This is a genomic window from Halovivax gelatinilyticus (assembly GCF_024300625.1).
Lineage (GTDB): Archaea > Halobacteriota > Halobacteria > Halobacteriales > Natrialbaceae > Halovivax > Halovivax gelatinilyticus.
In genome coordinates this window covers 2,342,351-2,357,229 of sequence record NZ_CP101322.1, presented here as the reverse complement: position 1 = coordinate 2,357,229, position 14,879 = coordinate 2,342,351, and the positions used below count along the sequence as shown (strand labels likewise).

General features: G+C 66.2%; 11 protein-coding genes. 4 read left to right on the top strand and 7 right to left on the bottom strand.

The window, feature by feature from the left end; all coding sequences use genetic code 11:
• Window positions 1–5: 5 nt before the first annotated feature.
• A complete protein-coding gene (locus tag NKH31_RS11080) occupies window positions 6–1,001 on the bottom strand; it encodes a hypothetical protein (protein WP_254861859.1) in 996 nt (331 codons plus the stop codon).
• Window positions 1,002–1,209: 208 nt separating this feature from the next.
• The gene (locus tag NKH31_RS11075) at window positions 1,210–1,983 is read right to left on the bottom strand and encodes an enoyl-CoA hydratase/isomerase family protein (RefSeq protein ID WP_254861858.1); all 774 of its coding nucleotides are present in this window, start codon (window positions 1,981–1,983) and stop codon (window positions 1,210–1,212) included.
• 403 nt (window positions 1,984–2,386) lie between these two features.
• Between NKH31_RS11075 and NKH31_RS11070 the strand changes: the two genes are divergently transcribed.
• A complete protein-coding gene (locus tag NKH31_RS11070; RefSeq protein WP_254864799.1) occupies window positions 2,387–3,196 on the top strand; it encodes a sulfite exporter TauE/SafE family protein in 810 nt (269 codons plus the stop codon).
• Window positions 3,197–3,239: 43 nt separating this feature from the next.
• Here the strand turns inward: NKH31_RS11070 and NKH31_RS11065 are convergent, their stop codons facing one another.
• Window positions 3,240–3,812 carry a DUF7978 family protein gene (locus tag NKH31_RS11065; RefSeq protein WP_254861857.1) on the bottom strand — a complete coding sequence of 191 codons (573 nt, stop codon included), beginning with the start codon at window positions 3,810–3,812 and terminating at the stop codon, window positions 3,240–3,242.
• A 153-nt stretch (window positions 3,813–3,965) separates the two neighbouring features.
• Window positions 3,966–6,497 carry a heavy metal translocating P-type ATPase gene (locus NKH31_RS11060; protein ID WP_254861856.1) on the bottom strand — a complete coding sequence of 844 codons (2,532 nt, stop codon included), beginning with the start codon at window positions 6,495–6,497 and terminating at the stop codon, window positions 3,966–3,968.
• A 277-nt stretch (window positions 6,498–6,774) separates the two neighbouring features.
• On the opposite strand from NKH31_RS11060, the gene NKH31_RS11055 reads away from it, so the two are divergent.
• The 3 genes from NKH31_RS11055 to NKH31_RS11045 are packed head-to-tail and all read left to right on the top strand — an operon-like array spanning window position 6,775 to window position 10,539.
• On the top strand, window positions 6,775–8,079 hold the full coding sequence (locus NKH31_RS11055; protein ID WP_254864798.1) for a glycosyltransferase family 2 protein: 1,305 nt from the start codon (window positions 6,775–6,777) through the stop codon (window positions 8,077–8,079).
• The gene (wecB, locus tag NKH31_RS11050) at window positions 8,076–9,236 is read left to right on the top strand and encodes a non-hydrolyzing UDP-N-acetylglucosamine 2-epimerase (protein ID WP_254861855.1); all 1,161 of its coding nucleotides are present in this window, start codon (window positions 8,076–8,078) and stop codon (window positions 9,234–9,236) included. The genes NKH31_RS11055 and wecB overlap by 4 nt, the downstream gene beginning before the upstream one ends.
• Complete coding sequence (locus NKH31_RS11045; RefSeq protein ID WP_254861854.1) at window positions 9,229–10,539, top strand: polysaccharide deacetylase family protein; 1,311 nt, start codon at window positions 9,229–9,231, stop codon at window positions 10,537–10,539. Before wecB ends, NKH31_RS11045 begins: the two co-directional genes overlap by 8 nt.
• A 167-nt stretch (window positions 10,540–10,706) precedes the next feature.
• On the opposite strand, the gene NKH31_RS11040 is transcribed toward NKH31_RS11045, so the two are convergent.
• The 3 genes from NKH31_RS11040 to NKH31_RS11030 form a co-directional block, all read right to left on the bottom strand.
• Window positions 10,707–11,867 (bottom strand): GNAT family N-acetyltransferase, encoded by a 1,161-nt coding sequence (locus NKH31_RS11040; protein ID WP_254861853.1) that lies wholly within the window; start codon window positions 11,865–11,867, stop codon window positions 10,707–10,709.
• Window positions 11,868–12,076: 209 nt separating this feature from the next.
• Window positions 12,077–13,225 carry a hypothetical protein gene (locus NKH31_RS11035; RefSeq protein WP_254861852.1) on the bottom strand — a complete coding sequence of 383 codons (1,149 nt, stop codon included), beginning with the start codon at window positions 13,223–13,225 and terminating at the stop codon, window positions 12,077–12,079.
• 163 nt (window positions 13,226–13,388) lie between these two features.
• Window positions 13,389–14,858 (bottom strand): oligosaccharide flippase family protein, encoded by a 1,470-nt coding sequence (locus NKH31_RS11030; protein WP_254861851.1) that lies wholly within the window; start codon window positions 14,856–14,858, stop codon window positions 13,389–13,391.
• Window positions 14,859–14,879 lie beyond the last annotated feature (21 nt).

The following is a 14,879-nucleotide window of genomic DNA, read 5'->3' as shown; positions in this document are numbered from 1 at the left end:
GTCGGTTACGGGAGGGCGAACGGGCCGGACGAGCCGTCGGGGGCGTCTTCCCACACGATGACGACGGCGTTCCCGCTCGAATCGACGTCGATGGAATCGAGCAGCTCTTGCTCTTCCGGCGGAAGATCGCCCATCATTCCGGAGAGCATGAAGTTGATCGTGCCGGCCATGTCGTCTGCCTGATCGCTGCTCGCGAAGTGGACGTGTGCTTCGACGCCCACGCTGCTTCCGGAGGTGTAAAAGGAACCGCTGATCGCCGTCAGGCCGTCGAACATCGCGAACTCGTCGACTGGCGCATCGGTTGGATCGGCGTCGTCCATGCCCATAGCGAACGTCACGAGGCCGTCGGGCGCGTCGTTGAACGCTTCGAGAACCGTCCCCGAGACGGCGTTCTCGCCGCCGTAGGTCACGTCCAGCGAAGCCGTCACCGCGTCGCGATCGCCGAGGACGAGCTGTCCGTCGTCGTGAACGCCGACGTAGACCGGATCCCAGACCTCGTCAGGGTCGGCTGGTTCCCATAGGACGGCTTCACCGTGGTATTCGGTCTGGACGTAGGACATCCCCTCTTCGTCTTCGAGTACGTCGATGAACGCTTCCGCGTCCCAGCTCGTATCGAGGATGACGCCGAACGACTCCTCACCCATGAAGCTATCAGCCATCGAGCCGAAGAAGAGCGCCTGATCGACTTCGGTCGGATCCAGGCCCGTCTCGGCGTAGAATTCCTCGGTTAGCTCGTCGACGTCCTCTACGTCCTCGGCCTCCGCTTCGTCTACTTCCTCGACGTACTCCTGGACGGTGCTATCGGTGAGGACCGCCATATCGAGGTGAACCATCAGTTCCGTACCCTCCGGAACCTTCTCGACTTGCGACTGGCTGTCGGCCGAACTCGAGAGGATGCCGGTACAGCCGGCCGTCAACACGAGGGCCGCGACGAACACCGCAGCCAGGACGAAACGTCTATTTCCACCCGCAAAGAGTCCGCTCTCAGTCGATTGTTGCATACCCATTGATCCGAGGGACGTCGCTTAAGCATTTGGATAATTCAGGATATCACCGATAATTTGCGAAGGAAGTTAGCACGCTCGGGGTTGAAATCGAAGCAATAGAGACTTCTTGGCGCTCGTTCGGTATCCGATAAAACGCAGTATCGCGTCGATTACGGTCGTTCAGGCCGACCGATCCGACGCGAGTTTCGTCGAATCGGCTTCGTCACCGCCCTTCGAACTCGGGGTCGCGATTCTCGGTAAATGCGAGCACCCCCTCGGTCGAATCCGCGGTGTGATAGGTGTCGATCTGGGCGCCGGCTTCGAGTTCGAGGTGCTCTTCAATCGTGTTGGCGTTGGCCCGCCGGAGGAGTCGGCGTATCGCGGAGATGGCGCGCGTGGGTCCGTTCGCGAGAGCGGTCGCCCGTCTGTCGACGAGCGCGTCCAGTTCGTCGGCCGACGCGGTCTCCGTCACGAGGCCGAGGTCGGCCGCTTCGGGTGCGTCTAGAATTCGCCCGGAGGCGAGCAGGTCGAACGCCGTCTGCGCGCCGACGAGTCGGGGCAAGGTCCAGGTGGCGCCCGTATCCGCCGTGAGTCCGATCTTCGTGAACGAAAAGCCGATGCGAGCGTCCTCGGCCGCGAAGACGAGGTCGCAGGCGACCGCGAGCGACGCGCCAGCCCCGACGGCCGGCCCGTCGACCCGGGCGACGACGGGGACCGAACAGGTGGCGATCTCGCGCACCGCGGCGTGGAAGCTTCGATCGACGAGATCCGCCGAGGGTTCTCCCTCGACGGTGGTGAGGTCGAGACCGGCGCAGAACGCGCTCCCCTCGCCGGTGAGTATCGCCCCGCGGATCGCCTCGTCGGCGTCGATCTCTCGGAACGCGTCGGCGAGCGCCCGCGCGTCCTCGCGGGAGATGGCGTTTCGTCGCTCCGGATTCGCGATGACGACCGTCGCGACGGGCTCGTCGTCGTGGCGTTCGACGCGGATGGATCCCATACCGGCGCAGAGACGCGACGGGGCCATAACGCTGTTCGTCCCGTTCGAGGAATGCGCCAGTCCGACGCGAGTCTCTGGTTGACGGCGCCCCCAGTCCGACGAGTCCCTAGTTTGACGGGGAGCGGTGAGCACAACTCACGACGGACGAACCGACTACGTCGACGATTGAACCATCCGAATCAGCTATTTCGACGATTGAACCATCCGAACCAGCTATTTCGACGATTGAACCATCCGAACCAGCTATTTCGACGATTGAACCATCCGAACCAGCTATTTCGACGATTGAACCATGTGAGCCGAACGAATTCGGTGAATGGGCGCGACGAGAACGCAAGACCGATAGGCGATCCGTTCCTGGAGTCGGCTAATGAGCACAGTCGCGGCGGTTCTCGCCAGCGGAATGGTCGACGTCGCCCTCCACGGCGACCACGGGACGTCGGCGGTGACCGACCACGCGGACCTGGCGGTCTTTCTCGTAATCGGACTGCTCGCCGGCGCCCACTGTCTGGGGATGTGCGGCCCGCTCGTGACCGCCTACGGCGATCGCATGGCGGCCAAAAAACCCGGTCGGCGAACCGACGACCTCTCGCTCTTCGAGGTGCGCCAGCACCTGCTGTTCAACCTGGGTCGGACGGCGAGTTACGCCCTCATCGGGGGTCTCGCCGCGCTCCTCGGCGCGGTGGCGTTCGCCTCGATGGACGCCACGGTCGCGATGGGCGATCGGGTTCGCGCGACGACGGGCATCCTGGTCGGAATCGCCATTCTCGCCAGCGGGCTCTACTACGTCCGCGGGCGGGCCGGCGTCCCCGGCCACGACCTTCCGGTGATCGGCGCGGTCTTCGCGCGCGTATCGGGCGTCCTCACGGCGCGGATCGATCGGCTGGCCGCTGGTCCCGGCATCGCCCTCCTCGGCTCCGTCCACGGCCTGCTCCCGTGTCCGATCATCTACCCGGCCTACCTCTACGCGTTCGCGCTGGGCGATCCGCTTCGTGGCGCGCTCTCGCTCGCCGTCCTCGGCCTCGGAACCATCCCGACGCTCTTTTTCTACGGAACGCTCTTGAGTTCGATCGGCCCGAAGAGTCGGGTCCGCCTCCACCGCGCGCTCGGCGTGGCGTTTCTCGTCCTCGGCTACGTCCCGCTCCAGCACGGCCTGATGCTCTACGGGATCCACCTGCCACACCCGCCGCTGCCGTTCTACCAGCCGCTGTAGGGTGTGGACCGTCGAAAAATCGAAATTCGGATCGTCGAACGCCTTACTGCGCCTGCTGGTAAGCGATGAATCCGCCGATCGCACCGAAGATGAGCGGGAACGCGACGCCCGCGAACATCAGCGACTGGGTGAGATCCGGACCAAACGAGACCGACATTCCTTCCGCCGATTCCGAGTGCTCGAAGACGAACGTGCCGACGACGACGAGCGGCAGGTAACCGACGACCACAGATGCACCCGCCATGACGCTCTCGTTAGTCTCAGAGAGGTCGGTGAAATTGCTCGCCAGCCAGTAACCCACGCCGATAAGGACGACCGCCGGAACCGCGTAGAAGAGGAATTCCGGAAGTTGCGTCGACGTATCACTGAAGACGCTTCCGGTTTCCGATCCGAGCGGCGTGTCCATCTCCATGTCGACGTAATGGCTCGCATAAAACAGCTGCCCGAGTTCGGTGAGCGTTCCCATCTCACTCTCGCCGACCTCGATTTCAGAGTCGACGAACGCGAAGACGGAAACGACGGCGAGTCCGGCGACGAACGCGACTGCGCCGGCGATTCCTCCCTCTTTTACTGGGAGTTTATCTGTCAATCCACCTGATTGTGCCTGTGTAGACATGACCCCACCTGCTCACCAGCATATAATGAAGGTTTGGCCCCCTATACAGTTAAGATAATTCGAATAACTTACGTTAGCGTCTTTATCCTCTTTATTATACTCTGATTTGGTCTGAACTTCTAAATTGGTAGGCTCTCCGGTGAGACCGGCTCGTCACCGACCCGAACGCGACGAGTGGACGACGATCGCCGTCGCGGTGGCGACGATCGCGGCCGTCGTCACCAGCGGATTCACCGCCCCGACGACGGCCGCTGGAACGGCGATGGCCGGGTAGACGAACGCGAGTGCGAGGGCCCCTCGTCGGCGCCTGCGGGCCGTCTCCGCGAGCGAAAACGCCCGGTCGACCCCCCGGAGATCGTCGTTCGCGAGCGCTAAATCCGCCGCGTCGGCGGCGAGTGCGCTCGCCCCGCCGAGCGAGATCGAGAGGTCCGACGCGGCGAGCGCCGGCGCATCGTTCGTCCCGTCGCCGACCATCGCGACGCAACCCTCGGCCGAAAGGCGACGAATCGTCTCCGTCTTCGCCGCCGGGCTCACCCCGGCGAAAATCCGGTCCACGGCGTCGTGGTGCGCGAGAAAGTCCGTCGCCCGCTCGTCGTCGCCGGTGAGGACGATCACCTCCCGATCTGAGAGCGCGTCGATCGTCGCCGCCCACGCCTCGCGGGGTCGATCTCCGACGGCGATCACGCCCTCGACCGCGCCGTCGCGCCCGACGACCACGGGAAGCAGTCCGTCACCGCGGATCGAATCCACGCGTTCGGCGAGGTCACCGTCGACCGTCCACCTCCGCTCGTCGAACAGCGTCGGATGGCCGACCAGGGTGTGACGACCGTCGACGACGCCGCCGACACCCGTCGCGTGCGCCTCGTACGCCTCGATCGTCGGCGCCCGGTCGGCGTCGTCGGAGACCGCCCCGCCGTCCGTCGACGCGGTCCGACCGTCGACGCCGCCGTCACCGTCGGGCGAAAACGCGTCAGCGATCGCCTCGCCGGCCGGGTGAGCGGCCCGTCGTTCGAGTGCGGCCGCCGCCGTTAGCGCCGACGCGGGTCCCCACGCGTCGACGACCGTCATCTCACCAGTCGTGAGCGTCCCCGTCTTGTCGAAGACGACGGTGTCGACCGCGCGGAGTCGGTCGAAGACGGTCTCGTCGAAGACGACGATCCCCGCCTCGGCCGCCTCGCGGATAGTCGTGGCGACGGCGACGGGCGTCGCGAACGCGATGGCCCAGGGGCTCGCGACGAGAACGGTCAGCAGGGACGCACGCGCGGCATCCAACGCGTCGGCCCCGAAGAACAGGCTCGCCGCCGCGACGACGACGGCCGCGACGACGACGATCGCGAGCACCCGCTCCGCAACGGCGTCGGCTCGCACCGTCGCCCCGTGACGGGCGCTCTGGAGGTTCCAGACGGTCCGCGTAAGCCGATCGAGACGGCTCGTCGTCCGATCCCCGACCGAGACGACGGCCGCGCCGCCGGTGACCGCCGAACCGCCGATCACCGCGTCGCCGGCGGACCGACGCCGCGGGAGCGATTCGCCGGTGACGATCGCCTCCTCGACCGTACACGTTCCGTCCGCGAGCGTCCCGTCGACCGGAATTCGCTCGCCTTGCCTGACGAGGATGCGATCGCCGGGATTTAAGCGCTCGACGGCGACCACGTCGGTCGAACCGTCGTCCTCGTAGCGTCTGGCGGCGTCGACGGTCGACCGCGTCAGGTCGGTGAGTCGCGCGTAGGCGTCGCGCTTGACGTTCGCCTCCCAGAAGATGGCACCCATCACGAGCGTCGCCGTCACGATCGCGAAGTCGAAGTAGACGTCGTTTCGCCCGCCGAGCACTGCCATCGTCGCGTACACGTACGCCGCGGCGACGGGCAACACGGCGAGGAGCTGGGCGTTCGGCCGACGGAGGCGAATGGCGACGACGGCCCCGCGCACCAGCGGCGCACCGGTCAGGTAGATCACCGCACCGGTGAGGACGAGAAACAGCGGGAGGACGATCGAATCGAGCGACTCGAACGCGTCCTCGTACAGCGCGAGCGGCCCCCAGCTGACGAGTTCCGCGAGATACACCGGGTAAAAGATGGCGACGTACGGGACGAGGAGGAACGAACCGAAAACGACGCCGACGACGTACCGAACCGCGAGCGAGTCGTCGTGTCGCCGCTTTCGGTGGCCAGCCATCTCGCGCGACCGGTACGGCGATTCGGTGTCGTCGGCGCGAGCGACCGGTTCGTCTCGTCGATCCGATTCGCCATCGCCCCGGTCGCCGACCGATCGGGTCGACCGTTCGCCAGCAGGTTCGTCGCTCCCGTCTCGTCTGTATGCCGTGTAGCCGAGTCGGCTGAGTCGATCCGCGAGGGCGTCGGGCGACAGGCGATCCGGGTCGTGATCGACCCGGACAGTCTCCGTCACGTAGCTGGCGCTGGCATCGACGACGGCATCGTGAGCGGTCGCGACCCGCTCCAGATACCGCTCGCAGTGAGCGGAGTGCATCCCGTCGACTCGGACGAAGGTTCGCGAGAGCGCTTCGTCCACTCCCGCCGGTTCGGATGCGCGGCGATCTGGGACCGGATCGAACGCAGACCGGAGGCGTCGACAGCCCGTCGAACACCAGCCGTCGCTGTCGGGTCGGGGAGTCGACTCCCCGCAGTACGAACAGGTCGCCGAGTGGGACGGATCGCCCTCGGTCACACCGACCCTACGTCCGCCGTCGGAATAAGACTGGACGGGAGCCGGGTGAGTCAGCGGGGCGAAGGCGACGGTTACCACCTCGTCGCGTGCGACCGCGAGGGCCGTTTCGCGCTCAACGAGGCGTAACGGGGCCGACGAACGGACGTCGTTCGGGCCGGATGACCTCGGTTACTCGCCACATACCCGACCCGTCTCGACGGATCGCGTCGGCGGACGATCGGGAATGGCGTTCGTTACTAACCCCGTGTTTCTCGCACCGTCAGAACGGTTCAACAGCATGTACGATGGCCAGACAGTTGGCGTCGTGATCCCCGCGTACAACGAGTCGGGATTCGTCGGGGACGTAATCGAAACCCTCCCCGCGATCGTCGATCGAGCCTACGTCGTCGACGACTGCTCGACCGACGACACCTGGTCGGAGATCGAAGCCGCCGTGGTGACGGTCAACGAGCGATCGACCGGGGGCGCGATCGACGGCTCACCGCCGAGCGGCGATGCGGTCGGGAGATTGGTCGGAGCAACTGAAGACACGACGGTATCGACCGGCGATTCGAGATGGAGTCGAGACGACGAGACGGACAGGGAATTCGAGACGGCGCATCCGACCCGGCGTGCGTGGCGCCTCTCGACCGATGGCGGCCGAGTTCGACCGGACGACGCCGGAGCGAAAGGCGTGAGCCGCCCCGACACGACCGAAGCGGTCGAGACACCGAATGCGGCTGTCGAGTCGGATTCAGCCGTCCCGGGTGTCCCGCGCGGCGGAGCAGGCGCGGAGGACGCTCCGCAGGCCATCGCCGTCCGTCACGATCGAAACCGCGGCGTCGGCGGCGCGATCAAGACCGGCTATCAGCTCGCGCTCGCCGACGGCATCGACGTCGTCGCCGTCATGAACGGAGACGGCCAGATGGATCCGGCCCACCTGGCACAGATCGTCGAACCCGTCACGGACGGGCGGGCGGCGTACGCGAAGGGGAATCGGCTCTCGAGTTCGACCCACCGCGAGTCGATGCCAACCTGGCGACTGTTCGGAAACGGACTACTGACGGGACTCACCCGCTGTGTCAGCGGCTACTGGGGGATGAGCGATCCGCAGAACGGCTACACGGCGATCTCCAGAGAGGCGTTAGAAGCGATCGAGATCGACCGCCTCTACGAGGGCTACGGCTTCTGTAACGACGTCCTCGTACACCTGAACGTCGCCGGATTCCGCATCGAGGACGTACCGATGGCCGCCCGTTACGGCGACGAGCAGAGTCACATTCGGTACTCGCGGTTCGTTCCGTCGCTCTCGTGGCTGCTCGTCCGCCGGGCCGCCTGGCGGTACGGCCGGCAGTACGTCGCTACGGGCCCCCATCCGCTCGCGGTCGCGTTGATCGTCGGCGTCCTCGCCGGTGTTTCTGGGCTGGTCGGACTCAGCGTTGGCCTCGTGACCGCTGGGTTCGGCTCTGGTATCGTCGTCCAGTCGCTCCTCATCGGGGTCCTCGGAGCCGCCATGCTCGCGCTCGCGATCGCCGGCGATCGGTGGTGTAGCGAACCGTTCGGTCCCGATCCCAGACCCCCGATCGGAGGTGAACGAACGTGAGTCGGACGGGCGACGGATCGAACGAGGCCGTCCGCACGTCTTCGGAGCCACCACAGATCCTCACGGTCGTCGGGGCGCGCCCGCAATTCGTCAAGGCGGCGGCCGTCTCCAGGGCGCTCAGCGGTCGAATCGAGGAGACGATCGTTCACACCGGTCAGCACTACGATCCCGAGCTCTCGGCCGTGTTCTTCGACGAACTCGATCTCGCCGAGCCCGACTACAACTTAGACGTCGGCTCGGACACGCACGCCGCCCAGACGGCGGCCGTCATGGTCGAGGTCGAACGATTGATCGACGAGGAGCGCCCGGACGCCGTCCTGGTCTACGGCGATACGAACTCCACGCTGGCGGCCGCGCTCGCGGCGGCGAAGCGACCGACGACGCTTGTCCACGTCGAAGCGGGGTTGCGCTCGGGCGACCGACGGATGCCCGAGGAGATCAATCGGATCGGGACGGACCACCTGGCCGACGTCTGCTACGCGCCGAGCGAGGACGCCGTTACGAATCTATCAGGCGAGGGGATCACCGAATCCGTCGTCCAGACCGGGGACGTGATGTACGACACGTTGTTGGCCGTCCACGACCGGCTGTCCTCGGGACTGATCGAACCGGCCGACGAACTCGCCGGTCCGAACGGGTCGATCGATCCCGCGAACCTGCCCGAATCGTTCGTGCTGGCGACGGTCCACCGCGCGGGAAACACGGACGAGCCGGCGCGACTGCGCTCGATCGTCGAGGGGCTCGTCCGGCTAGATCGACCGGTCGTCCTTCCCGCCCACCCGCGTACCGTCGACGCGCTGCGTCGGGACGGCCTGTGGGAGCGGGCGACGAATGAATTGATGATCGTCGATCCGGTCGGCTACCGGACGTTCCTCTGGTTACTCACGCGAGCCGAGTGCGTCGCGACGGACTCGGGCGGCGTCCAGAAGGAGGCGTTCTACCTCGATACGCCCTGCGTCACCCTCCGCGAGACGACCGAGTGGGTCGAGACCGTCGAAGCGGGCTGGAACACGCTCGTCGGCGCGGACGAGTGCCGGATCGTCTCGGCCATCGAAGCGGCGAGCGATCCGCCCGAAAAACCGGCGCTGTACGGGGGTGGGACGGCCGCCGAGCGCATCGTCGACGACCTCGAATCGCGGGTGAGAACGGATGCGTGAGTCAGGTTCGAACCGCACAGTGTCCCCGTTCGGCCGACTGCCGAACCCGGTCGAGCGCGAGTCGGCAGAACAGGTCGCGCTCGGCCGTCGATCGGATCGAGACGGGACGAACGCCACCGGTTCGCCGGGAGAGACGATCGAGCGGCCGCTCGAAGACGAACCCAGTCTCCCGCCGGACGCGTGCTGGGACTGGTCGCCGTTACCCGACGACGCCGCGTTCGCGCTGTGTCTCACCCACGACGTCGACCGGCCGTACAAGGGAATTCGCTCGCTGTACTACGGTCTGGCGGAGCGCTCTGGCTACCACCTGAAGACGCTGGTATCGGGAGAAAACCCCTACTGGCAGTTCGAGGAGATCGCCGACCTCGAAGCCGAACTCGGGGTTCGCTCCGCGTTTTACTTCCTCAACGAGCAGCACCTGCTTTCGGAACGACCGGTTCGCGACTGGCTCTCACCGACGAACTGGGTTCAACACCTCGGCCGGTACGATCCGGCGAGTTCGGACGTCGCCGAGGCGATTCGGTCGCTGGCCGAAGGCGGGTGGGAGGTCGGTCTTCACGGCTCGTACCACTCCGCACTGGACCGGGACCGCCTCGCCCACGAGGTGGACGTGCTCGAATCGATCCTCGAAGAGATGGATGCCGAAGAGGCGACGGACGCCGAGACCGACGGCCACTCGGCGGACGAAGGTACCGGCAGTCGGTCGGCGGACGTCGATATCGATGGTCGATCGGTGGACGAAGGTATCGACGGCCTGTCGGCGGACATCGATTCCGCGGTCGTCGGCGGCCGTCAGCACTACCTCCGGTGTTCGATCCCCGAGACGTGGCGCCATCACCGGGAGATCGGGCTGCGATACGACGCCAGCCTCGGCTCCGGCACCCGGTGTGGTTTTCACAACGGCTACCGGCCGATCAGGCCGTTCGGCGACGACTTTCGCGTCTTCCCGCTCACGATCATGGAGCAGGCGCTGCCCGATCCGGACCGAAAGCCCGAGGCGGCCCGGATGACCTGCGAGGAACTCCTGCTCGAAGCGGCTGCGAACGAGGCCGTCATGACCGTACTCTGGCACCCCCGGTACTTCAACGAGCGCGAGTTTCCGGGCCACCGGTGGCTCTACCGCTGGCTCGTCGAACGCGCTCAGGAACTGGGCGCCTGGGTCGGTACGCCGAGTGCGCTGCTTTCTGCGTTCGACGAGGTGGACGAGACCGAAGCGACGCCGATCGACGGCGGCGATCCGGCGTTGGTGGATAACGCGATTCGAGGCCCGAAGGGCCGAGAACCGCGTATTGGCGAACGGTGAGCGCATGCGAACCGTGAGCAGCGCGGGTCGAAGGGTGCATATTTTCAATCCCGAAGGGCCGAGAACCGCGTATTGGCGAACGGTGAGCGCATGCGAACCGTGAGCAGCGCGGGTCGAAACGAACGAACCTGAAACCGCATTACTTCGACGCGCCACCAGCTCGCGGTTCAGTTTCGGTCCTGGTCGGCGAACGAGAGCGTCCACGACGAGGGGTCGTCGATGGGAACGCCGTCTACGGTCCACCCGTCGTCTTCGAGCGGACGCGCGACGAGCGTCGTGGTGGCCGTGAGGCGATCGAGCGGGAGTCGGTCGTCCGGCAGGAAGCCGTAGCGCGCCAGCGCATCCGGGGGGACGGAATCGGCGAGCGAGGCGACGAGGGTCGATTCGCGACAGTCGTCGAGAACGTCGGGAATGAAGCGGGCGGCCGCGTCGGTGCGGTTCGACGGCGGGGCGAGAACGTCGAGGAGTTTCGTCTTGGTGAGTTCGGATTCGTCGCGGGTTCCGACCACCATCGCCGCCGCGTCGCGACCGTTCGACCGGAGGAAGTAGGTTCGGTACGCCCAGCGAGGGTTGCGATAGCGCCACTCGAGAAATCGTTCAGTTCGCGGGACGCGGATGCCGGATCGGTCGGTTCGATCGGAGAGGGCGGCGAGTCGCTCGGCCGGGACCGACTCGTGGCGTTCGACGGTGACGTATCCGCGGCCCAGCCGGCCGAGTGTCGCCCTCGTTTTCGTGTAGCCCGCGAGCACCGGCGCGCCTAGGGCCGCGCCGAGACGCACCGATCGGCGGTCACTCACGGTGCGGGCGAGCGCCCGCGGATCCTGGATTCGGTACCAGACGGGCTGGGGCGAGACCACCCGCCAGCCGAGTTTCAGGTTGCCGGGGAGCGTCTTCGCGTTCGGAAAGTTGAAACACAGTCGCGTCTCGTCCGCCCGGTACGTCGCGAGCGCTCGTTCGGTCAGGCGGGTGAAGATCCCGCGACGACGGTGGTCGGGCGCCACCATCGTGTCGCAGGGCTGGAGCGACCGGATCGTTCGGTCGCCGACGCGCAACGGGAGAGCGAAGAACGAGCGCGCACCAACCACCTCGCCGTCGGCCGTCGCGACGAAAATCGGAACGTGGTCTGCGAAGGGGTTCTCCCGGTACTTCCAGGCGAACCAGTCCCGGGACGCTTCGTCGTCGAACACGTCCTCGTACAGCTGGCGGTAGCCGTCCGCGTCCCCGTCACGAAACGGGCGTATTTGGTACGGATCGGATTCGTCCGACCGGGGCGGCTTGGATTCGTCCGACCGGGGCGTCTCGTCCGTCCGCTCGCCGACGGTCGTCATGTCGTATCAGCGTTCGAGATGATCCCGTTTCGTTACGCGAGGCATTCCCGCTCGGACGGGTCGGTACGAGGTCGATACCGTGGGGAAAGACGTCGCTTGGCGAGGCCATCTCGGTCGGCGAGCGAACTCGTCAATTCGGAATCTCGGTCGGTGAGCGAACGCCGGTGGCGAGAGATCTCTCTCGGTGAGCGAACTCACTCGGTGACCGTTTACTTCGGGATCGGGGCGTCCGCCCGGGTGGCTTCTGCTGGGACCGCCGCTCGGTCGCGTTCGCCGAACGGGCTGAGAGTAGCGACGCGTTCGGCTCTCCCTTCAGCCGTGGCGACGTCGACGATGACGTCGGTCAGGTTACACCGGTCGGCGAGGTAGGCGTCGCGTCGACGGCGCCACTCGGCGTCGATTCCGTCCGCACAGAGCAGCGTCTCGGCGCGCTCGATGGCCGCGTCGAACTCGGCCTCGTTGAAGATCAATCCGTGGCGCGAAAGCGCGCGGAAGTTGCCCATGTCTTCGTCGCCGACGAACGAGTTCGAGCGCACGGCGGGCGTCCCGAGGAGGGCGGCCTCCGTGACCATCGTCTGCGTGTCCGCGACCAGGAGCGACGCCTCCGCGAGCGCGTCGTGCAACAGGGCCGGGTGGACCGAGAACGGTCTGGCCGGAACGCCGTCGTAGGTCATATCGCCGCCCTCGTCCGAGACGAGGACGGTCGCGTGCTGGGCGAGTCGGTCGATCAGGCGGCGACGGCGAGCGGGCGTGAACCCGCCTTTGCCCACGTCGTGGTGGGAACCGAACGCGTTCAACCGGACGATGACGAACGGTTCGTCGGCGGCCAGCCCGAGACGGTCGCGGATGGACGGTCCACCGTCGCGCGTCGACTGATACGCGAACTCCTTCGGGTGGAGGTACGCGCACTCTTTGAGCCCGGGGAAGACGAAGTGATCGTCACAGAGCCGCGTCTGGAACGTATCGGGCGTGAGGACGGCGCGGGCGAACGGCGTCGAAACAGCGTGATCGAGCCCGGTTACTTCCGAGTCGATGAGCAGCGCCACCGGCGTTCTGAGGAGCGCACCGGTGTGTGCGGCGTAGCCGCCCATTCCGAAGATGAGATCGGGATCGAAGTTCCTGGCGGTGCGGATGGCACGCGTGTAGTGGGATGGCAGCCGCGCGAACAGCGACCACTTCGAGGTATCGCAGTAGCCGTAGACCTCGTGGGGCAGGTCGTACCACTCCAGGAGGGCGACGGTGCAACCGTAATCGCGCCCGAGCACGAGGACGTCGTGGCCCGCCGCTTCGAGTCGGGCCACGGCGTTTCGATAGAGGTGGACGTGCGCCGGCGTGTTGGTGTATACGAGATACCGCATTCGGAGAACGCCACGTCCGGTGAGGGTTTTGTTAGCGAGGTCGTAGTCGGTGCGCGTAGAATCGTCGACGAAAGAAACGACCGCGTGCCCCCGTCGCGGTCGCAGAACGCCCGTCGTACGGACCACGTACCGGCCCCACGGCACCGGTTTATCGACACGACCGTCAGACGAAGGTCGCGATCGATTCGCGCAGGTCGACCAGGCCGGTCGCGGTGACGAGCGCCGCCCAGATCCCGACGCCGACGCCGACGACGCCGAACAGCGTGAGGTAGCCGGAGATGAACGGTGCGAGCGCGAGGACGACAAAGCCCATCAGGATCGAGATGGCCGTCGTGCCCGCGGCGACGCCGACGAACCGTTTCGTTCGGATCGGCAACTCGGCGTGCATGATGGCGACGTTCGCCAGCGTGTAGGCGCCGAACGTCACGACGGTCGCGATCGCCGCCCCGACGAGGCCCATCGTCGGGATGAGCACGATGTTCAACGCGACGTTCCCCGCGGCGGTGATGCCCTTGACGATGGCGCGCGTTCTGGCGCGACCGAGGTAGTCGATCGACTGGGTCGTGATGCTGTTTATCGCCTTAAAGAGCACGAAGAGCGAGAGTATCTGGAGGACGGGCACCGCTCCGGCGTACTCGTCGCCGAAGACGATCGTGATCCCCGGTTCGGCGAGCAGGACCATGCCGACGGCTGCCGGAACGTACAGCAAGAGGACGTACGAGAACGAGGTTTCGTAGATCCGGGCCGCGTGATCGAGTCGATCTCTCGCCTTCTCCTCGCCGTAGGCCGGCGAGAGGGCGAACCCGACGGAGCCCGCGGGCGCCTCGACGAACTCCGTGATCTGCTTTGCGAGGGTGTAGAATCCCACGGCGGCCGGCGTCAGGAAGAACCCGACCAGGAGAATGTCGACCCGGCGATCGACGACGTTCGCACTCTCGGAGGCCGTCAGCGGGACGCTGTACTCGAGGATGCGGCGTTTGAGTCCGGGCTCCGCCCGTTCGGCTCGCTCGCAGGGGCGGTAGCACTTCCAGTACAGGATCGCGAGCCCGAGCGCCGTCGCGAGCACCGCCCCGACGACGTAGCCGGCGAGCGCTCCGACCACCCCGAAGCCGAGGGCGACGAACCCGACGACGAAGACGAGTCGGCCGACGTTGTCGACGATGCCGACCGCCGCGCTGTACTCGAGTCGACTGAATCCCTGAAAGAGGCCGACGTGGTAGGCCGTCAGCGACTTGAACGCCAGGTAGCAGACGCCGACGACGAGCAACGAGGCCAGCGCGGGTTCGTCGAGCACCGCCGCGATCCACGGTCGGGCGAGTACGACCGCGAGACAGACGACGGCGAGCATCATCACCCGAAACGCGAGCGAGACGCGGACGATGTGTGGAACCTGTCCGGGATCGGTCTCCTTGTACTCCGAGACGTACCGCGCGGCCGATCGGGAGACGCCCAGGTCGGCGAACACCTGCGCCACCACCAGTATCGAGAGTACCAGAAACAGCAATCCGTACTCGTCGGGTCCGAGGAGGTAACTCGCGAGCGCGACGACGAGGAGCCCGTTCGTCACCGTGTGGACGATTCGAGCGACGAACGACGCCTTGATATCTCGAATCTGTTCGGTGCTGATCGGCATGTCGAGTGATCACCTGAAGTC

Coding starts and splice junctions, on each gene's coding strand:
- NKH31_RS11080 (WP_254861859.1), bottom strand. CDS start 1,001: ATGCAACAATCGACTGAGAGCGGACTCTTTGCGGGTGGAAATAGACGT.
- NKH31_RS11075 (WP_254861858.1), bottom strand. CDS start 1,983: ATGGGATCCATCCGCGTCGAACGCCACGACGACGAGCCCGTCGCGACG.
- NKH31_RS11070 (WP_254864799.1), top strand. CDS start 2,387: ATGGTCGACGTCGCCCTCCACGGCGACCACGGGACGTCGGCGGTGACC.
- NKH31_RS11065 (WP_254861857.1), bottom strand. CDS start 3,812: ATGTCTACACAGGCACAATCAGGTGGATTGACAGATAAACTCCCAGTA.
- NKH31_RS11055 (WP_254864798.1), top strand. CDS start 6,775: ATGTACGATGGCCAGACAGTTGGCGTCGTGATCCCCGCGTACAACGAG.
- NKH31_RS11045 (WP_254861854.1), top strand. CDS start 9,229: ATGCGTGAGTCAGGTTCGAACCGCACAGTGTCCCCGTTCGGCCGACTG.
- NKH31_RS11040 (WP_254861853.1), bottom strand. CDS start 11,867: ATGACGACCGTCGGCGAGCGGACGGACGAGACGCCCCGGTCGGACGAA.
- NKH31_RS11035 (WP_254861852.1), bottom strand. CDS start 13,225: ATGCGGTATCTCGTATACACCAACACGCCGGCGCACGTCCACCTCTAT.
- NKH31_RS11030 (WP_254861851.1), bottom strand. CDS start 14,858: ATGCCGATCAGCACCGAACAGATTCGAGATATCAAGGCGTCGTTCGTC.